This window comes from Orbaceae bacterium BiB (assembly GCA_036251205.1).
In the GTDB taxonomy this organism is placed as follows: domain Bacteria; phylum Pseudomonadota; class Gammaproteobacteria; order Enterobacterales; family Orbaceae; genus Orbus; species Orbus mooreae.
The window spans coordinates 2,552,942-2,573,021 of sequence record CP133958.1 but is presented as its reverse complement, the minus strand read 5'-3'; the positions used below and the strand labels follow the sequence as shown (position 1 = coordinate 2,573,021).

Below are 20,080 nucleotides of genomic sequence, written 5' to 3'. Positions count from 1 at the left end.
AATGTGACATCAAACCGATATCTCATAGTGTTATATCGATCACAAAAATAAAATTTAGTATCGAATATCTATTTTCATTAATAGCATTTTCATAAAAATGATATATGTTGTAATACAGGTTGAGGTATGACATATTCTCGCAAAATAACATATTATCAATAAACATTAATAAGGTACTTAGATTATGCATAAATTATTTGATTTAACTGGAAAAACAGCACTTATTACAGGATCTGCTAGAGGATTAGGTTTTTCTTATGCTGAAGGACTTGCCTCTGCTGGCGCTTCTATCGTCTTAAGTGATATACGAGCAGAAACCTTACAAGAAGCGATTAATAAATTAAAAGCTAAAGGTTATAACGCAACAGGCTATGTTATTGATGTTTCAAAAGAGGAACAGATAGTCAACGCTTTCGAAGAAATGGATAAAGCTGGAATCCAAATCGATATTGTCATTAATAATGCTGGAATCCAACATCGTCAACCAATGGTAGAACTAGCATTAAAAGATTGGCAACGAGTGGTTGATATTCATTTAACAGGTACTTTCTTAGTCTCAAGAGAAGCAGCTAAACGAATGATTGCACGTAAATCAGGAGGGAAATTTATTAACATCTGTTCATTAACCAGTGAACAAGCTCGACCAACTGTAGCACCTTATACTGCTGCTAAAGGTGGTATTAAGATGTTAACTAAATCGATGTCTGCCGAATGGGGTGAACATAATATCCAAGCTAATGGAATTGGACCTGGTTATATTTTGACAGATATGAATGAAGCATTAATTAAAGATGTAGCTTTTGATACTTGGGTCAAAAATAGTAATCCAGCTAAACGTTGGGGCAAAACAGAGGAGTTAATTGGTACCGCGATTTTTCTTTCATCCCCTGCCTCTGACTATATTAACGGGCAAATTATTTATGTGGATGGAGGCTGGTTAGCTGTTTTGTAATCAAAAATAATTAACACCAATACATTGATAAGAGATATTTACTATGAAACCAACGAAAACAAGATTTATGATCTTAGCTATGTTGTTCATTGTCACTGCAATTAATTATATGGACAGAGCTAACCTTGCTGTTGCCAGCTCAAATATTCAAAATGATTTTGGTTTTTCTAGTACACAACTAGGCTGGTTATTTTCGATGTTCACATGGACTTATGCAATTAGCCAAATCCCGGTCGGTTATATTTTAGATCGCGTGGGTATTAGAAAATTGTATGGCGGAGCCATTATTCTTTGGAGTGTTTTTACATTTTTAATGGGGCTTGCCTCTCACCATTGGTTTACCACTGTCACGGCATCTTTTGCCATGTTAATGGTGTGCCGAGGATTAATTGGTATTGCAGAGGCGCCCTCTTTTCCCTCAAATACTAAAATTATTGCAACATGGTTCCCCTCTCAAGAACGAGCGAGAGCGACTGCGCTATATTCAAGCGGCCAATATATTGGTTTAGCAACGTTAACACCGGTTTTATCGTTGATTGTGGCTAATTATGGCTGGGAAATGTCATTCTACGTTTCTGGCGGTGTGGGGATTATTTTTGGTCTTATCTGGCTAATAAAATATCGGGAACCATTTGAAAGTAAAAACGCCAATCAAGCTGAACTAGATTATATTAAAGCTGGCGGTGGATTCGACCAAAGTCAACATACGATCAAAGCAGAAAAAGTGTTATGGAGTGATATTTTTTATGTCCTACGTCAACGTACGATGTGGGGACTATTTATCGCACAATTTGCAGCATCATCAACGCTATACTTCTTTCTAACGTGGTTTATTGTCTATCTAGAAAAAGGCTTACATTTATCAATATCTAAAGCTGGGTTTGGTGCTATGTTCCCATACTTGATGGCAATGGCTGGCGTCTTATCTAGTGGAGTATTAAGCGATATGCTGATTAAGAAAAAATACTCAAAAACATTTGCCAGAAAACTACCGATTATGGCTGGGTTATTAGTTACCACGATTATGTGCTTTGCCAATTTCTTTGAAGATCAACCCGTCATTGCGATTGCGATTCTTTCTATTGCCTTTTTTGCGAATGCATTCTCAAACTTAGGCTGGGTTGTATGTAGTGATGTTATTCCAAGGAAAATCATCGGTACGATAGGTGGATTTTTAAATGTATTTGGTAATTTATCTGGCATTATTTCCCCTATTGTCATTGGCGTTATTTTACATAAAACCAATAATTTTCAATATGCAATGTACTATATTTCGGCGGTAGCATTAATTGGCTTCCTTGCTTATGTCTTTTTGGTAGGTAAAATTGAAGTTATGAATATTCCAAGTTTACGAGATACCAACGAAACAGATAAATCAACAACATAATCTCATTATTAATAGAGGCGAATAAAATGAATCAAAAACTAATTTGTAAAGCCTGTTTTGCTCATGGCAAACAAGATATTCGTATAGATGATCGAGAATTAACATATACCGATGATGATGTTGTAATAAAAATTGAAGCGGGCGGTATATGTGGCTCAGATATTCACTATTATCAAGAAGGACATGCGGGATTATCTGTTATAAAACATCCGATGGTCATTGGTCACGAATTCGTTGGACGTGTTGATAAAATACCCAAAAATTCTAAATTGAAAATAGGTCAAAAAGTCGCAATTAATCCATCTCGTCCTTGTAATCAGTGTCAATATTGTTTAGAAGGTAAACAAAATCAATGTACCAACATGCGTTTTATGGGTAGCGCCCAGTTTAATCCACATGTGCATGGTGGCTTTTCACAATATGCTATTGTCTCAGAACAACAATGTTTCCCTTACGATGAAACTGTGCCAGCTCAAGTCATGGCTTTTGCTGAACCAACTACGGTTGCAATTCATGCAGTCAATATTGCTGGTAGTTTAGTCGGTAAAAAGGTATTAGTGATAGGGGCAGGTCCAATCGGCTGTTTAATTATTGCTGCGGCAAAAGCGGCTGGAGCCGTTGAAGTGATCGCATCAGATATTAATGAACGTAGCCAGAAAATTTCATTAGCAATGGGGGCTGACCATGTAGTTAGCCCATTAAATCAAGAGGCATTAGCAACTTTTACCCATAATAAAGGTTATTTTGATGTCACTTTTGAAGCCTGTGGAGCGGCGGCGGCTATTGAATCAACCGTTCATGTGACTCGAGCGAATGGTACTATTGTTCAAGTAGGAATGGGAGCCAGCCCTGTACAATATCCTGTAGCACAGATGCTAGCTAAAGAGATCAGTTGGAAAGGATCATTCCGATTTATTAATGAATTTGGTATTGCTGTGAAATGGTTGGAAAAAGGTATTATTGACCCACGACCACTAATATCAAGTGAGTTCCCTTATCAGCAAATTGAACAAGCATTAATTACAGCTACTGATAAAAATATTTCATCAAAAGTGATTGTTACCTTTTTTGATTAGGTCCAATTATCCTATAGTCAAAAGCCCTTTTTAAAGGGCTTTTTATATAATAATGCGAGCACCCAAAAGAGATCGATAACATAATTCAATGACACTATGACAAGTATCGTGATGGATAAATAATGTTCTTCATACCATGCGAGATTAATTCTCTAGCAAATAGATCGACGTCTGTTTGTGTTGCCCCCAACCATGATTTAGCCGCGCCAACCACACCATGATTATGAAAAGCATTAATTCGAATACGAATATCAGGTTGTAAAGCTAATAAAAACTCAGCGATTTCCTTTGCTTTATATTGTAGATCGGTCGGTAATCCCCCCTAAAAATAATAGAAGTCAAAAGTAGAATTTTCTCTTACTATAATGTTCGGAGAAAAACATGAAAAAAACAACGTTTACAGACAATCAAATACTCAATATATTAAAACAAGCCGAAAATGGTATTCCCGTACCCGAGTTATGCCCAGAGCATGGAATGGCAAATTCAACATTCTATAAATGGCGAGCCAAATACGGTGGCATGGATACATCGCTAATGGCTAGAATGAAAGAACTAGAAGATGAAAATCGTCGACTCAAAAAAATGTATGCAGAAGAAAGGCTTAAAGCCGAAGTCATACAGGAAGCCATGACAAAAAAGTGGTGAAGGCTTCTGAGCGAAAAATGTTAGCGAAAGAGGTCGTCAAACAAAATAGAATGGCTGTTTCACAAGCATGTCGAACATTTTGTGTGAGTGAAACCTGCTATCGTTATGAGCCGATATTAATAAGCGAAAACCAAATCATTGCTGCTCATTTAATTGAATTAACAGAGCAACAACGAAATTGGGGATTTGGCTTGTGTTTTTTATATTTACGCAATGTAAAAGGTTATACATGGAATCATAAGCGAGTTTATCGCATTTACTGCGAACTATCACTTAACTTACGTATCAAGCCTCATAAGCGTTTAAAAAGAGAAAAGCCAGAGCCTTTAGCGGTTCCTCAAAACATTAACGAATGTTGGTCAATGGATTTTATGCATGACCAGTTAGCCGATGGTAGGTGTTGCCGCTTATTCAATGTCATTGATGATTTTAACCGAGAAGGCTTAACGATTGACGTTGATTTTTCGTTGCCAGCAGAGCGTGTCATTAGGTCATTAAATCAAATTATTGAATGGCGAGGAAAACCAAAATCGATTCGCTGTGATAATGGGCCCGAATATATCAGCCATCTTTTAGCGAGTTGGGCTAAAAAGCACAAAATAACATTATGCTTTATCCAGCCGGGTAATCCTCAGCAAAATGCCTATATTGAACGTTTTAATCGCACGGTTCGTTATGATTGGCTAAGTCATTATATTTACAACGAGATTAGTGAATTACAAGGTAAAGCAACGGATTGGTTATGGACATATAATCATGAAAGACCTAATATGGGATTTGGTGGGATCACACCGATGCAAAAACTTAAATTAATACAACAGCAAAATTCTACGCCTAACTTCCATTAAAAATGGGAGGATTACCCTGGCATCGACAGATTTTTCAACATAAATAGATCCCGATATGTTATAAAAGTCAAATGCACAGCCATATACAATCATCGAAAGTAATAACAACATAAATCCGACAGAAGATGGATCGCCATAAGCGAATAGGGCAAAACGGATGGACCAAGCTAACATACTAATTAACATCACATATTTGATGCCAAAACGTTTCAAGAAAAAAGGTACGAATAGAATAAAAACAACTTCTGAAATTTGTGAAATTGATAATAATATTGAAGGATATTGTACAACTAAACTATCTTTGAATTCTGGAATTAAAGCAAAATCATGTAAATATGGGCTGCCAAATGTATTCGTTATTTGTAATATTGCACCTAACAAAACAGTAAACAGGAAAAAAACTGCCATTTTACGTTGTTTAAATAATACAAAAGCATCTAACCCCAAAGAATTAACCAGACTGCGTTGTTGGTTGGTACGTTTTAGAACAGGTATTTTAGGTAAAAAACGGGTGCATAAACAGAGTAGAATTGATGCTATCGCTGCAATATATAGTTGAATATTACTTAACTCCAATTTTAACAAACTCACCATCCACATTGCCGCAATAAAGCCAACAGTACCAAACACTCTAATCGCAGGAAAGTCATTAACTACATCGAATCCGTTCGATTCTAAGCTAAAATAAGACCCTGAATTTGCCATAGCAATAGTTGGCATAAATGCTAAACAATGAACAAGCATTACAAAGATCATCGCTAATGGAGTTGTAACGGAAGCGGCTAAAAATAATGTCAAACCACCAATCAAATGACATAACGCATATAAACGATTGGCAGGAACCCAACGATCGGCAATAATTCCTAATAAACTAGGCATAATCAATGATGCAATGCCATGGTTCCGTAAACTGAGCCCACCTCCATTCCGGTAAAACCAAGTATATTGATCATATATGAGCCAAGTGTAATTAACCAACTCCCCCAAATAAAAAATTGTAAAAATAGGATAATTTTAAGCTTCGATTTAATATTCATAACTGATAATTCCCAATTTAATATTGATAAATTTTTTAATACCGGTCCATGGTTACCTTTTTTAATCTGATTTAGTCTCTTTATCAGCTAGATAACTCTTAATATTATTAATCGCTCATCCCTTACAATATTATTATTTATTTAGTAAAACTCCCTCTAAAGCAATTGTAATCATCTCTTTAAAACCTAATTGACGTTGTTCAGAAGACATCGCAATACCAGTACGAATATGATCAGAAACAGTACAAATCGCTAATGCATTAGCACCAAATTCGGCAGCAACACCATAAATACCAGCGGCTTCCATTTCGACACCAAGAATTTTGTATTTTTCCATTACATCAAACATAGTTGGATCTGGGTTATAAAATAGATCTGCCGAAAAGAGGTTACCGACTTTAACAGGTATACCTAATAATTTCGCAGCATTAACAGCATTAACCGTCAAATTAAAATCAGCGATCGCTGCAAAATCATTATCTCGAAAACGGATACGATTAACTTTAGAATCTGTACAAGCTCCCATACCGATAATAATATCACCGACATTAACATCTGAACGAACTGCCCCACAGGAACCGACACGAATAATATTTTTGACGTTATAGAATTTGATTAACTCGGCGGTATAAATAGAACAAGATGGAATTCCCATACCATGTCCCATTATCGATACTTTCTGCCCTTTATAGTATCCGGTATAGCCAAGCATTGCCCTAACATTGGTGACTTCAATAGCATCATCTAAAAAATTTTCAGCGATAAATTTAGCCCTTAAAGGATCCCCGGGCATTAGAACGGTTTCGGCAAAAGCATTATCAGCGGCATTAATATGAGGGGTTGTCATGATATTCTCCTAAGCATAATGTTATCTAAAAATAGTTAAATTACAGCAAAAGCGCTTATCCAATTGTCTAATGATCTAAATTTAACTGTTAAATAAAATATATTATGTGAGCAAATTCACAATTGTTATCTAAAAAAGATTATCCAAACCAAGTGACATGCTATTTAGGTCGAAAAAATAATAGTATCTTCATATACACTTTGAAATTCTGAAGAAACGATTCAGCTTCATTCTACTGTAGATACGAATGTATGTAAAAATGAAATTTACATAAAGAAAATATTAATCGATTAACTCACTACTCGATAATAAGACAAGATACGTTAAAACATTATTGAATAAATCCGATGAATGGTACAACTCTTATTCATCTATCATGTTTTCCCTAAAAAACACAGTTTTATTAATATATTATTGTAATATATAATGTTAGGGTTAGATTATAGATAATAGCCTTAGCACAGCTAAACTTTATTTAATGAAAATCATAGAAAGAACTTTACATCTGGCAATTTTTTCGGCATCATTTTGCCGCTATTTACTATTTTAAATCATGAGTAATACAAAATAAGTAAAACTCTATAGTTTAGTAAGCATAGCTGTTTGAGTAAAATAATCATCACGAGGACCCAATGGCAAAAGAAGATAATATTGAAATGCAAGGCACTATACTCGATACATTACCGAATACAATGTTTCGTGTAGAACTGGAGAATGGACACGTAGTAACAGCACACATTTCAGGTAAAATGCGTAAAAACTATATCCGAATTTTAACAGGAGATAAAGTGACTGTTGAAATGACTCCGTATGACTTATCTAAAGCTCGTATCATCTTTCGTAGTCGCTAAATTCTATTTTTCACATTATCTGTCATGCTGTATCGCGCAAACTGCGCGATACTAAAGTGACGTGTTTATAATAATTTTCTAATTAATGCTTAATCCGCGTAAAATCCATATCTTCATACTTAATCCACTTGGTTTTCTTCACTAATTTATAACTAAACATAATAACTAAAAATAGTGGAATACCAATGTAAGTAGCAATGGCACCATTCCAGTCGATATTATCTTGTAAGAATGCTTCATAATTTTGACCCAAGGTAATAATCAAACAGAGAATAAAAGCAAATACCGGACCAAATGGGAATAGGCTTGAACGATAAGGCAATTTACTAATATCTAATCCTTGTGCAATATATCCTTTTCTAAAACGATAATGACTAATTGCAATGCCTAACCATGCAATAAATCCGGTCATACCTGACATATTAAGTAACCATAAATAAACTATCTGATCTTCAAACATTGAAGTTAAAAAGCAGAGCATAGCAATAATAGTCGTTGCAATTAACGCCATTCGAGGTACACCAGAGTGTGATAATTTAGAAAATACGCGAGGAGCTTTACCCTCTTTTGCCAGTGCATATAACATTCGTGTTGAAGCATATAAGCCAGAATTACCGGCTGATAATACAGAGGTTAAAATAACCGCATTCATTAATGCCGCGGCAAAAAGTAAACCGGCATTTTCAAAAACTAATGTAAATGGACTAACACTAATATCCGCTTCATTATTACGTAATAATAGGGGATCCGTATAAGGAATAATTAAACTAACGACAAAAATAGCTAACACATAGAACAGTAATATTCGCCAGAAAACTTGTTTCATCGATTTTGGAATATTTTTTTCTGGGTTTTCTGATTCCCCCGCTGCAATTCCAATTAATTCCGTTCCTTGGAAAGAGAATCCGACAATCATCGCAACACCGATCATTGATGCAAATCCGCCCACAAAAGGCGCGTCGCCAATTGTCCAATTATGCCAAGGAGCAACAGAGGTTGAAATGATTTTAGTTGTACCATCGGGATCAACAACAACTGTCGCATTACGATACCAATCAACGAGAATATCGCCGATCATGAATAAACCTAATACAATGAATACGACAACAGTAACGACTTTGATTAGTGAAAACCAGAATTCTGCCTCACCAAAACCTTTTACCGAAATGAAGTTTAATACAAAAATTAAGCTTAAAAATAACAGGCTCCATAACCAGCTATAACTTCCTGAATCAAACCAATACGAAATAACTAACTGCGCAGCAACTAAATCCACTGCGACAGTAATCGCCCAGTTATACCAATAGTTCCAACCAATAGCAAAACCAAACGACTCATCGACATACCTTGCGCCATAAGTCGCAAAAGTACCGGATACAGGTAGGTAAGCTGCAAGCTCCCCTAAACTGGTCATTAAAAAATAGACCATCAGACCGATAATTACATAAGAAAGTAATGCCCCAGCAGGACCTGCTTGAGCAATAGTTGCACCTGATGCCACAAAAAGACCGGTACCAATTGAACCACCGATGGCAATCATTGTTAAATGACGCGCTTTAAGATCGCGCTTTAGAGTATTTTGCATAGTTATATCACGTTAAAAAATATTTGGGTGGAGTGTAACAAAAAAAAAGTTAGTCGAGATAAATAATTCTAATGAAAGCCAGCTAATATTAGATTTTTTTAAGGAGAAGTGAGTTTTTCAAGGTTTTCCAAGTAAACAAATGCTTGTAGCCGATTATTGCCACACATCTCATAGCAAGGTTTTAAGTTTCCACAAACAGCGGGTCTGGATGGTTTTCCAAATAATAAACATTGGTATTGGCTATCTAAATGAATACACGGTGTACCTGCGGGTTTACCATTCGGCATATCGGGAATAACACTCGAAATAGAGGGAGCAATACAACATGCACCACAATTTTGACGACACACAAACTGATTATTCAAAACTAATGCCTTAACTCAATAAATTTACTGGTGACAATAACAAGATAGCGCTAAAATAGCGAGATCATTTAATCTATTTTTATAGTTGGAAAAATTATGGCAAAAGCAAATGAAGTTAAGCGCGGTGACGCAATCGCATATAACGGTAAATTATTATTAGTTAAAGATGTTGAAGTACAAAGTCCAAGCGCTCGTGGTGCTAGTACTTTATATAAAATGCGCTTCTCTGATGTTAAAACAGGATTAAAAGTTGAGGAACGTTTTAAAGGTGATGACATTCTAGAAACAATCGAGCTTAATCGTCGTCCTGTTAGTTTCTCTTATATTGATGGTGATGAGTACGTTTTCATGGATGATGAAGACTTTACTCCTTATCTATTTAAACAAGATCAAATTGAAGATGAATTACTCTTTATTCCTGAGGGTGGCATTCCTGGCATTCAAGTATTAACGGTCGATGGTCAAGTTATTGCTCTAGAATTACCACAAACGGTCGAATTAGAAATCGTAGAAACGAATCCAGGTATCAAAGGGGCATCGGCTAGTGCTCGAACCAAGCCAGCAACATTATCAACTGGATTAACAGTGCAAGTTCCTGAATATATTGATAATGGTGAAAAAATTAAAATTCATGTTGCAGAACGCCGTTATATGAGTAGAGCTGACTAAGTTTTTACAGTAATAAAACGTTACAAGAACAAATTTTTGAATGAGATAGATCGTTATGAAAAAAACAGCAGCCCAAATCTTACTATGGAATGTATTTGGTATAGCATTATTATTAAGTCAATATTATACCTACCGTCAGGGCTTTTGGTTTGATTTTGATTCAACCGTTTTCCATTATTTTAATCAATTTTTAGATGGTAGCCATAAAGGTTTTTTATACCTAATTGCTATCACTAACCATCGTAGTTTTGATGTTGTCTCATTTTTAGCTATGGCTCTCCTCTATTTTTGTTACTTTCATAAGCAAAGTAACGAAAATAAACGTAAAATGATTGCTATTGGTCTAATGATGCTCATTATGGCTGTATGTATTAAGCAATGGGGTCGATTTATCCCAATTGCGCACGAAAGTCCAACGCTCTATTTTGAACCTTTTGAACATATAAATCGCATCTCACAACTGACCCATTTTGGAACCAAGGATGCCTCTGGAGATAGTTTCCCTGGCGACCATGGCATGATGTTAATGATTTTTGCTGCTTTTATGTGGCGATATTTCGGCTTAAAAGCCTTTATCCAATCAGTCATTATCGTTGTTATTTTTTCTGCACCACGTATTATTGCTGGCGCACATTGGTTTACTGATGTTTATGTTGGTTCTTTAGCCATTACTAGTATTGTACTCAGTTGGTTTTTATTAACACCAGCTTGCGACTACGTAGCCAATTTTTTATTACGTTTTATTCCTAAACGTTTTTTTAAAACCTCATAATAAAATCACATTACATGAAAGTTTATAATCAAAATAAGTTACATAAGCGTTTAAGACGTCAGGTAGGTGAAGCAATTGCTGACTTCAATATGATTGAAGACGGTGACCGAATCATGGTTTGTCTATCTGGCGGTAAAGATAGTTATACGCTACTTGATATTTTAATGAATTTAAAAATCAGTGCCCCAATTCACTTCGATCTTATCGCAGTTAATTTAGATCAAAAACAGCCCGGATTTCCTGAACATATTCTACCGGAGTACCTAAAATCATTAGGGGTTGAATATAAGATTGTGGAAGAAAATACTTATGGAATCGTCAAAGAAAAGATTCCAGAAGGAAAAACGACCTGTTCCCTTTGTTCACGTTTACGCCGAGGTATTTTATACCGCACAGCTACGGAAATCGGTGCAACTAAAATCGCCTTAGGCCATCACCGCGATGATATTTTAGAGACACTTTTTTTAAATATGTTTTATGGTGGAAAAATCAAAGCCATGCCACCAAAATTAATGAATGATACTGGTGAACATATTGTCATCAGACCTTTAGCGTACTGTAAAGAAAAAGATATTACTAAATATGCTGAATTAAAAAATTTCCCTATTATCCCGTGTAATCTCTGTGGTTCTCAGCCAAATTTACAGCGCCAAGTCATCAAAGAGATGCTAAATGATTGGGATAAAAAATTCCCTGGTCGTATTGAGACCATGTTTAGAGCAACACAAAATATTACGCTTTCTCATCTATGTGATACTCATTTATTTGATTTCAAGGGAATTAAAAAAGGTGATGAAATTATTAATGGCGGTGATATCGCATTTGATCGCGAAGAGATGCCAATTAATAGTTTTGATGCATCCGAGATAGCCGAACAAGATCTTATTTTATGGAAAGAAGTTAATTAAGTGATGCAGTCGATTCCACTCAGTCTCTATATTCATACCCCATGGTGTGTACAGAAGTGTCCTTATTGTGACTTTAATTCACATAACATTAAGCAAACACCTGAATATAGTGACTATATTGATCATTTATTAGTGGATCTACATCATGATCTCCTTTTAGCGGGCAATAGATCTATTCACTCAATATTTATCGGCGGTGGGACCCCTAGCCTCTTTTCCGCCGAGTTGATTAACCGTCTATTAAGTGCTATTCAACGTGAGATTCCGTTTGAAAAAGATGCCGAGATAACGATTGAGGCCAATCCTAACTCGGCCGATGCTAACCATTTTGCGGGCTATATTAACGCTGGAATTAATCGAATATCCATTGGTGTACAAAGTTTTCAAGCTGATAAATTAGATAAACTTGGTAGAGTCCATAACCCTCAAGATGCAATAAATGCCGCAAAGCTGGCTAATTCATTGCCATTGAGAAGCTTTAATCTCGATTTAATGCATGGTCTACCAAATCAGTCATTAAACGATGCATTATTTGATTTACAACAAGCTATCGATCTTGCTCCACCACATTTATCTTGGTATCAATTAACGATTGAACCAAACACCTTATTTGGTTCAAAACCACCAAAACTGCCTGACGAAGATTTATTATGGGATATTTATCAACAAGGCCATCAGCTATTAACGGCAAACGGCTATGAGCAATATGAGACATCAGCTTATGCTAAAGCCGGTTTACAGTGTCAACATAATCTAAACTACTGGCGATTTGGTGATTATTTAGGGATTGGCTGTGGGGCACATGGGAAATTGACCCAACCTAATGGACAAATAATTCGCACCATTAAAACCCGCCATCCTAAAGGATACATGGCTGGACGTTATTTAGAGAAATCCTATGTTGTACCTCAAGAAGAGCTGCCTTTTGAATTTTTCATGAATCAATTTAGGTTACACGAACCCACACCTAAATTACGTTTTATGCAAACAACGCAATTACCATTATCAATAATAGAACCGCAAATAAAGCAGGCGCTTGATCAGCAGTATATTACAGAAGATAATGATTATTGGTATTTGACGGAGAAAGGTAAATTATATCTGAACTCATTATTAGAACTGTTTTTATAACAATAACCGAATGAATAATTGATCAATAACTAAGGATACCCTTTTGAAAAAATCTTATTATGTGTTTTTATCGGTACTCATTTTTTTAATTATTAGCCCTTTTTTTAATGGTCTATTTAGCTATATTTTTATCAATTTTAGTAGTAATAATAATACGTTAGGTGCTGAAGATTTTTCTTTCCTTATTTTTATTGCCTATATAGTGACCTTCATTCCAGCACTGTGCAATGGTTTTTTATATGGCTTTTTATCACCAAAACGTACAAAACTCATTCTCCGATGGTTTATTCCGATGTTGGGCTGTGTGATCTATTTCATCTATATATTTATTTTACAAATACTGTTTGCTCTATTTCGAGGAGAAGAAGCTTATATGATGATAATATTTTCATTACTAAGTATCGGGGGTTCATTCTTTTCAACAGTGATTGCTAATATCTCATTGAGAGATAAAATCGCATAAAATATTATTCAAACCAAATAACAGAAGCCATGCGACCGGTCTCTCTTTCTCTTCGATAAGAGTAAAATAGGTCGCTTTGGCTATAGGTACAAAAATCGCCACCATAAATAAGGGTAATTCCTAACTTCTGTAATCTCTGCGTTGCTAATAAATAAAGATTGGCTAAGTATTTCTGCTGTGAAGTCGGGATCAGTTTAAACGCTTGTTCTGCCTCACTATCATGAGCCATGAATTGAGCTTTGACCTCTTCGCCAACTTCAAATTTACTAGGACCAATCGCGGGTCCTAACCATGCGATAATTTGTGATCTTGAACAGTTAAAACGACTAACTGTATTTTCTAAAATACCATCACATAATCCACGCCAACCAGCATGAGCTGCAGCGACTTCATTACCAAACTTGGAACAAAATAGAACAGGTAAACAATCGGCAGTCAGTACAACACTTACGGCTCTAGCCTGATGACTATAAGAACCATCAGCATCAGTAGTTTGATAACAAATAGTATCGATAACTCGAGTACTATGGGTTTGATTCAACCAAATTGGCTCTTCGGGTATCTGCATTGCAGTAACTAATTTTGAACGATTATTTATTACATCAGGTAGAGAATCGCCGACATGACTACCTAAATTAAGCGAATTGTAAGGCACAGCACTTACACCACCTTGTCGGGTAGTGGTGAAAGCACGAACATTGCTAGGTGCTGACCAATTAGGAAAAATCGCCTTAATCATCATTAATTACCAATCAATCTCATCTTCATGTAGTTTTGCATCTTCTTGCAATACTTTAATCAATTGCTGCATATCTTCAGGAATTGGAGCATGCCACTCCATCTGCTCACCGCTAATTGGATGGAATAATCGTAACATCGTCGCATGTAATGCTTGTCGATCAAAGTCACGTAAAGTTTGAATAAACTCTTCTGTCGCACCTTTTGGCGGACGAGGTCGGCCACCATATAATTGATCACCCACTAATGGATGAGCTATATGTGCCATATGCACACGAATTTGGTGAGTTCGTCCTGTCTCAAGTCGCAGACGTAATCGAGTATGAGCACGATATTTTTCCATGACTCGGTAATGAGTAACTGCAGGTTTACCTGTTGGGAAAACAGCCATATGAGTACGTTTTGTTGGATGACGAGTCATAGGCTGATCAATTGTACCACCTGCCGTCATAATCCCCATTGCAACTGCTTCATACTCACGCGTAATTTCTCGTAATTGTAACGATTCGACTAAACGAGTTTGTGCTTCAATTGTTTTAGCAACAACCATTAACCCAGTAGTATCTTTATCTAAACGGTGTACAATCCCCGCTCTTGGTACCGAGGCAATTTCAGGATAGTGATAAAGTAAAGCATTTAATACGGTCCCATTCGGATTTCCAGCGCCAGGGTGAACGACTAGATCACGCGGTTTATTAATCACTAAAATATCATCATCTTCATAAACGATATTCAACGAGATTTTTTCTCCCTGATGATAAGTCTCTTCTTCAATTAGTGCGGTTAAAACGATTTTTTCGCCACCTAATACCCTTTCTTTAGGTTTATCAACAACAATACCATTGACTTTAACATGACCATCAAGAATCCAATCCTTGATGCGAGAACGTGAATATTGATTAAAAATTTCAGCTAAAGCCTGATCAAGCCTCATACCGAGCTGATGATTTTCAATATCTACGGTTAATTCTAATTTTTGTAGTGTGCTATCTGACATAATTATTTATACTATTGTTGAGTTTTCACTCTTGAGTGTTTTACGTAATGATAAATTAGAGTATCATATACATTCAAATGGGTTAATGTTTATTTTACGTTTGTTGCAATAAACTTGCGATAAAAACTGAAAATAAAAAGTTTTATGTAACAGCGTTAACTAGAAATTTTAAAACAAATCACAACGGATTTATTGAATGAAATTATCTCTTAAATATTTTGTTATTGCTGCAGTAACCGGTATATTAATGGGTTGTACGTCTAGCAAACCTGATGTAGAAAATGTGCCAGAACAGGATCTATTTGCCAATGCACAACAAGAGTTAGAAATGGGCAATATTCGTTCAGGCATTACTATCTTAGAAGAATTAGACAAAGCTTATCCATTTGGACCTTATTCTCAACAAGTACAGCTTGATTTGATTTATGCTTATTATAAATCTGGGGATATGCCACTTGCTGTTGCCTCAATCGACCGATTTTTAAAACTCAATCCAACACATCCAAATGTTGACTGGGTTATTTATATACGCGGTCTAGCTAACATGGCACAGGATGATAATCAAATCCAAGGTTGGTTTAATGTCGATCGTGCTGATCGCGATAGAGCATTCGCACAAGCAGCATTTAAAGACTTTACTTACCTAGTTAGCTCTTACCCTTATAGCCCTTATAGCTATGATGCAGAAAAACGCCTTGTCGCCCTAAAAAATCGTTTAGCAAGATATGAGCTAAAAGTAGCACAGTATTACACTAAACGAGGAGCCTACGTTGCAGTAGTTAATCGTGTTCAGGATATGCTAAAAACCTACCCGGATACTGATGCAACAAAACATGCTTTGGTATTAATGCGTAATGCTTATAATCAATTAGGTTTAACTGATGAAGCCAACAAAACTAATGAATTAATTCAAGCGAATGTAAATAATGTATCTTCACCAATAGATGAAGAAGAATCATTCTTATGGATTTTCTAGACTGATGTAATAAGAGCGAAAATACCTTTCGCTCTTTTCATATCTGAGCTTAATTTAAATGACTCATGGATTAGCGAGCTTGATAATTCATTATTAATCGATAGCTTTGAGCTAGAATAAAAATAGCCGCCTGAATCAAAACGATACAAGCGCTCGTACTGGCACTAAAATGATAGCTAATTAGTGTTCCACCTACAGAAGATAACATTGCCACGACAACAGCAATAATCAACATCCGCTCAAATTGTTTAGATAATACAAATGCAATAATTCCGGGTGCAATTAACATCGCAATCACTAAAATAATACCCACCGCTTGTAACGATGCCACAATAGTTAATGATAAAAAGGTTAATAATCCATAATGCAATAATTTGACGGGTAAGCCAATAACGCTGGCTTGGACAGGATCAAAACAAAATAGAAGTAAATCTTTGCGTTTAATCAGTATAACTAAAGAGACAAGGATAGCGATAATAACTATTTGAATTAATTCACTATGCGTAGTTCCAAGTACACTACCAAATAAAATGTGATTAAGGTGCTGCTCTGTATCCACTTTCGAAAATAGTACTAAACCAAAAGCAAACATTCCCGAATAGACAATTCCCATCACGGTATCTTCTTTTACCCGACAATTATTCTTAATATATCCGGTTGCCATTGAACAGAGAAATCCCGATGCAAAAGCGCCAATAATCAGCGGTAATCCGACTAAATAAGCAATAACAATCCCAGGTAAAACAGCATGAGAGATAGCATCTCCCATTAGAGACCACCCTTTTAAAACTAAAAAACAAGATAAAATAGCGCAAACAAATCCTGTTGTCATTGCAACAATTATGGCTCGTTGCATAAAAGGATAACTAAAGGGCTCTATAATAAAATTTAGCCATTCCATTATATTACTCCTTTATTACGAGCCAGTTGTTTACGAATTCGTAAACGGGTCGGAATTAATCCATGTTGTGGAGCAAATAAAAAGGCCAATAAGAAAATGATGGTTTGTAGTGTAATAATCACACCACCAGTTGCACCATCAAGATAGTAACTAATCCATGCGCCAATACCACTGGTAAAAAAGCCGATTAAAACCGCAATAATGAGTAACCGAGAAAATTGATTAGTTAATAAATAAGCGGTAGCCCCTGGAGTAATCACCATCGCAATAACTAAAATAGCCCCAACAGTTTGTAACGCAGCAACAGTACATGCACTCAATAAAGTGAAAAAGATAATCTTTAATCTTAACGGTGAGAGTCCGATTGAGCGGGCATGAGTTTCATCAAAGAAAGCAACCAATAGATCTTTCCAAATTAGGACTAACACAATTAGCGAAATCGCAATAATTAGCTCAACTTGCAGCATATCTTCATCAGCGATTGTTAATATATTCCCCATAATAATGGCGTTAATATTGACCGATGTTGGATTGAGAGAGATGATGAGCAGCCCAAACGCGAAAAAGGTTGAAAAGATAAATCCAATAATGGCATCCTCTTTTAATCGGCTAAAATAACGAATAATCGTAATCGAAAGCGCGGCTAAAAACCCAGTAAAAAATGCACCGATAGTATAGGGTAAACCTAATGCATAAGCACCTGCGACACCCGGTACAACCGAATGAGACAATGCATCCCCCATTAATGACCAACCCTTTAACATCAAATAAGCAGACAAAAAGGCACATGCAGCCCCGACTAAACTACTAGCCCATATTGCTTTAACCATATATTGATATTGAAAAGGTTCTAATAGAATCTCCCACATACTATTTCTCCCTAAATGAATCATGGAGTAAATCATGATGAGGAGAATCTTTCTTCCCTTCCCCATAAAATACAGCAGCCCTTTCATCATCGGTTAAGACTGATACTACTCTTGGATCTTCATCTTCGTGCAGCTTTTCACCCGATAAGCTTAAATAACGTAGCGCACCACCAAACGTCATCATCAAATTTTCTGGTGTAAACGTTGTTTTAGTTGCCCCTGCTGCAAGTACCGTTTGATTGAATAAAACAACTTGATCACAAAATTCAGGGACACTACCCAAATTATGGGTAGAGACAAGAATAAGATGTCCTTCAGACCGTAACGATTTTAGTAATTCAATAATCGCATTTTCCGTTTTAACATCGACGCCTGTAAAAGGTTCATCTAATAATAAGATCTGACCTTGTTGTGCTAATGCTCTTGCTAAAAACACCCGTTTCTTTTGTCCACCGGAAAGTTCGCCTATCTGACGATTTTTTAATTCCGTCATATTGACTCGCTCTAACGCAATATCAACTTGTTTTTTATCTTCTTTTGATGGGATCCGTAAAAAAGACATACGGCCATAACGCCCCATCATCACGACGTCAGAGACTAATACGGGAAAATCCCAATCAACCTCTTCAGTTTGTGGTACATAGGCAATCATATTCTGTTTTAGTGCTTTAATAATCGGTAAATGGTTAAGCGTAACAGATCCTTGCGTTGGTTTGACCATCCCCATAATGCTCTTAAATAATGTCGATTTACCACTGCCATTAACACCAACTAATGCGCAAATCGTTCCGCCATTAAGCTTAAAGCTAGCATTATGGATAGCGGTATGACCATTGTTATAGGTGACGGTAACATCATCAACATTCAATACTATTGGTGTCGGTATACTATTCATTGTTCAAAACCCTTAGCGATAGTTGCCACGGTAACATTTAAAAGATCAAGGTAAGTAGGTACAGGCCCATCAGCTTGGGATAACGAATCCACATAAAGGACTCCCCCGTATTTAATACCTGTTTCACGACTTACTTGAATTGCAGGTTTATTGGATATGGTACTTTCACTAAAAATGACAGGAATATTATTTTTTCTGACTAAATCAATGACCGATTTAACCTGTTTTGGTGTGCCTTGTTGTTCCGCATTAATCGGCCATAAATAGGCCTCTTTGAAGCCATAATCTCTTGTTAGATAGCTAAATGCACCTTCACTAGTTACTAGCCAACGTTTCTCTTCAGGAATTTGAGCTAATTTTTGGCGCAATGGTAAATCCATTGCTTTAATCTTTGCTATATAATTTTCCGCATTACGATTATAAATATCGGCATTATCTGGATCATATTTGACTAATGCTTTACGGATATTTTCAACATAGATCAGTCCTTCAGTCGGCGACATCCAAGCATGAGGATTCGGATTACCTTTATAACCACCATCTCGAATCGGCATTGGTGAGATACCATCGGTCACAACAACCGAAGGAACATCTTTAATATCTTGAAAGAAACGTTCAAACCAGCGTTCTAAATTTAAGCCATTCCATAAAACTAAATCAGCATACTGTGCTCTTACAAGATCTTTCGGCGTAGGTTCATATTCATGGATTTCAGCGCCAGGAATTGTAATTGATTCAACAATAGCAGCATCACCAGCTATATTTTGAGCAATGTCTTGGATAATTGTAAACGTGGTAATTACTTTAAATTTTTTATCCTGAGCATAAGTAAAATGGCTTGTAAAAACCATCAATAGCAGCAGTATTAAAGAGCGGGTATATTGTTTACTAGTAAAAATATGCTGGATGAGTAATTTCATTTTCTACCTTACTATTTTAAATGTTAATGATAATTATTATAATTTAGGAAAAATAAAGTCAAACTTTTTCATTATTTTGTTATTCTTGAATAAGAATTATTATTATTACATTTAGTTTATATGCAATAGCAATATAAAAATAAATGACTCAAATAAACTAATCATGATGCTAAGTTAACAATTGCTTGCTATAATTTATACAAGTTAACACATATGGGTATCAAATACTTTAATGCTAACTGTAA

Annotated in this window: 20 protein-coding genes and 1 pseudogene; 11 read left to right on the top strand and 10 right to left on the bottom strand. The window is 36.0% G+C overall.

Features of this window, described 5'->3' with window-relative positions; all coding sequences use genetic code 11:
- Window positions 1-184: 184 nt before the first annotated feature.
- The 4 genes from RHO11_12150 to RHO11_12135 all read left to right on the top strand — a co-directional run bounded on the left by RHO11_12150 (window position 185) and on the right by RHO11_12135 (window position 4,911).
- Window positions 185-952, top strand: a complete 768-nt coding sequence (locus RHO11_12150; protein WVD61211.1) for an SDR family oxidoreductase — start codon at window positions 185-187, stop codon at window positions 950-952.
- Between the two features lie 43 nt (window positions 953-995).
- Window positions 996-2,339, top strand: a complete 1,344-nt coding sequence (locus RHO11_12145) for an MFS transporter (GenBank protein ID WVD61210.1) — start codon at window positions 996-998, stop codon at window positions 2,337-2,339.
- Window positions 2,340-2,365: 26 nt separating this feature from the next.
- Window positions 2,366-3,415, top strand: a complete 1,050-nt coding sequence (idnD, locus tag RHO11_12140; GenBank protein WVD61209.1) for an L-idonate 5-dehydrogenase — start codon at window positions 2,366-2,368, stop codon at window positions 3,413-3,415.
- A gap of 381 nt (window positions 3,416-3,796) precedes the next feature.
- Window positions 3,797-4,911, top strand: a protein-coding gene (locus RHO11_12135; protein ID WVD61208.1) for an IS3 family transposase whose coding sequence is annotated in 2 segments (ribosomal slippage) — window positions 3,797-4,046 and window positions 4,046-4,911 — 1,116 coding nt in all. Because the reading frame shifts where the segments join, the coding sequence is not laid out codon by codon here.
- Here the strand turns inward: RHO11_12135 and RHO11_12130 are convergent.
- Window positions 4,873-5,948 (bottom strand): annotated as a pseudogene (locus tag RHO11_12130) (nucleoside permease). The gene RHO11_12135 and the pseudogene RHO11_12130 overlap by 39 nt on opposite strands.
- Window positions 5,949-6,081: 133 nt before the next feature.
- The gene (deoD, locus tag RHO11_12125; protein WVD61207.1) at window positions 6,082-6,795 is read right to left on the bottom strand and encodes a purine-nucleoside phosphorylase; all 714 of its coding nucleotides are present in this window, start codon (window positions 6,793-6,795) and stop codon (window positions 6,082-6,084) included.
- 632 nt (window positions 6,796-7,427) lie between these two features.
- On the opposite strand from deoD, the gene infA reads away from it, so the two are divergent.
- Window positions 7,428-7,646 carry a translation initiation factor IF-1 gene (gene infA, locus RHO11_12120; GenBank protein ID WVD61206.1) on the top strand — a complete coding sequence of 73 codons (219 nt, stop codon included), beginning with the start codon at window positions 7,428-7,430 and terminating at the stop codon, window positions 7,644-7,646.
- Window positions 7,647-7,728: 82 nt separating this feature from the next.
- Here the strand turns inward: infA and RHO11_12115 are convergent, their stop codons facing one another.
- Together RHO11_12115 and RHO11_12110 are read right to left on the bottom strand one after the other, a co-directional pair.
- On the bottom strand, window positions 7,729-9,231 hold the full coding sequence (locus tag RHO11_12115; protein ID WVD61205.1) for an amino acid permease: 1,503 nt from the start codon (window positions 9,229-9,231) through the stop codon (window positions 7,729-7,731).
- A gap of 98 nt (window positions 9,232-9,329) precedes the next feature.
- Window positions 9,330-9,596, bottom strand: coding sequence for a YkgJ family cysteine cluster protein (locus tag RHO11_12110; protein WVD61204.1), 267 nt, complete (start codon window positions 9,594-9,596; stop codon window positions 9,330-9,332).
- Between the two features lie 96 nt (window positions 9,597-9,692).
- Between RHO11_12110 and yeiP the strand changes: the two genes are divergently transcribed.
- From yeiP to RHO11_12085, 5 genes are read left to right on the top strand one after another with little or no spacing between them, the layout of a single operon-like run.
- Window positions 9,693-10,265 (top strand): elongation factor P-like protein YeiP, encoded by a 573-nt coding sequence (gene yeiP, locus RHO11_12105; GenBank protein WVD61203.1) that lies wholly within the window; start codon window positions 9,693-9,695, stop codon window positions 10,263-10,265.
- 55 nt (window positions 10,266-10,320) lie between these two features.
- Window positions 10,321-11,037 carry a phosphatase PAP2 family protein gene (locus RHO11_12100; protein WVD61202.1) on the top strand — a complete coding sequence of 239 codons (717 nt, stop codon included), beginning with the start codon at window positions 10,321-10,323 and terminating at the stop codon, window positions 11,035-11,037.
- 14 nt (window positions 11,038-11,051) lie between these two features.
- Window positions 11,052-11,945, top strand: a complete 894-nt coding sequence (ttcA, locus tag RHO11_12095) for a tRNA 2-thiocytidine(32) synthetase TtcA (GenBank protein ID WVD61201.1) — start codon at window positions 11,052-11,054, stop codon at window positions 11,943-11,945.
- A 3-nt stretch (window positions 11,946-11,948) separates the two neighbouring features.
- The gene (hemW, locus tag RHO11_12090) at window positions 11,949-13,076 is read left to right on the top strand and encodes a radical SAM family heme chaperone HemW (protein ID WVD62899.1); all 1,128 of its coding nucleotides are present in this window, start codon (window positions 11,949-11,951) and stop codon (window positions 13,074-13,076) included.
- Window positions 13,077-13,119: 43 nt separating this feature from the next.
- Entirely contained in the window at window positions 13,120-13,539 is a 420-nt protein-coding gene (locus tag RHO11_12085) for a hypothetical protein (protein ID WVD61200.1), read from the top strand.
- A gap of 4 nt (window positions 13,540-13,543) precedes the next feature.
- Here the strand turns inward: RHO11_12085 and pgeF are convergent, their stop codons facing one another.
- Together pgeF and rluD are read right to left on the bottom strand one after the other, a co-directional pair.
- Entirely contained in the window at window positions 13,544-14,281 is a 738-nt protein-coding gene (gene pgeF / locus RHO11_12080; GenBank protein ID WVD61199.1) for a peptidoglycan editing factor PgeF, read from the bottom strand.
- Between the two features lie 3 nt (window positions 14,282-14,284).
- Window positions 14,285-15,274: a 23S rRNA pseudouridine(1911/1915/1917) synthase RluD gene (gene rluD, locus RHO11_12075; GenBank protein WVD61198.1), complete on the bottom strand. Its 990-nt coding sequence runs from the start codon at window positions 15,272-15,274 to the stop codon at window positions 14,285-14,287.
- A gap of 196 nt (window positions 15,275-15,470) precedes the next feature.
- Between rluD and bamD the strand changes: the two genes are divergently transcribed.
- On the top strand, window positions 15,471-16,250 hold the full coding sequence (bamD, locus tag RHO11_12070; GenBank protein ID WVD61197.1) for an outer membrane protein assembly factor BamD: 780 nt from the start codon (window positions 15,471-15,473) through the stop codon (window positions 16,248-16,250).
- 70 nt (window positions 16,251-16,320) lie between these two features.
- Here the strand turns inward: bamD and RHO11_12065 are convergent, their stop codons facing one another.
- Genes RHO11_12065 through RHO11_12050 form a run of 4 tightly spaced genes read right to left on the bottom strand, consistent with a single transcriptional unit; the run spans window position 16,321 to window position 19,835 of the window.
- Window positions 16,321-17,151, bottom strand: a complete 831-nt coding sequence (locus RHO11_12065; GenBank protein ID WVD61196.1) for a metal ABC transporter permease — start codon at window positions 17,149-17,151, stop codon at window positions 16,321-16,323.
- A complete protein-coding gene (locus RHO11_12060) occupies window positions 17,151-18,020 on the bottom strand; it encodes a metal ABC transporter permease (protein ID WVD61195.1) in 870 nt (289 codons plus the stop codon). The genes RHO11_12065 and RHO11_12060 overlap by 1 nt, the downstream gene beginning before the upstream one ends.
- Before the next feature lies 1 nt (window position 18,021).
- Window positions 18,022-18,915 (bottom strand): manganese/iron ABC transporter ATP-binding protein, encoded by an 894-nt coding sequence (locus tag RHO11_12055; protein WVD61194.1) that lies wholly within the window; start codon window positions 18,913-18,915, stop codon window positions 18,022-18,024.
- A complete protein-coding gene (locus RHO11_12050) occupies window positions 18,912-19,835 on the bottom strand; it encodes a metal ABC transporter substrate-binding protein (protein ID WVD61193.1) in 924 nt (307 codons plus the stop codon). Before RHO11_12050 ends, RHO11_12055 begins: the two co-directional genes overlap by 4 nt.
- Between the last annotated feature and the right edge of the window lie 245 nt (window positions 19,836-20,080).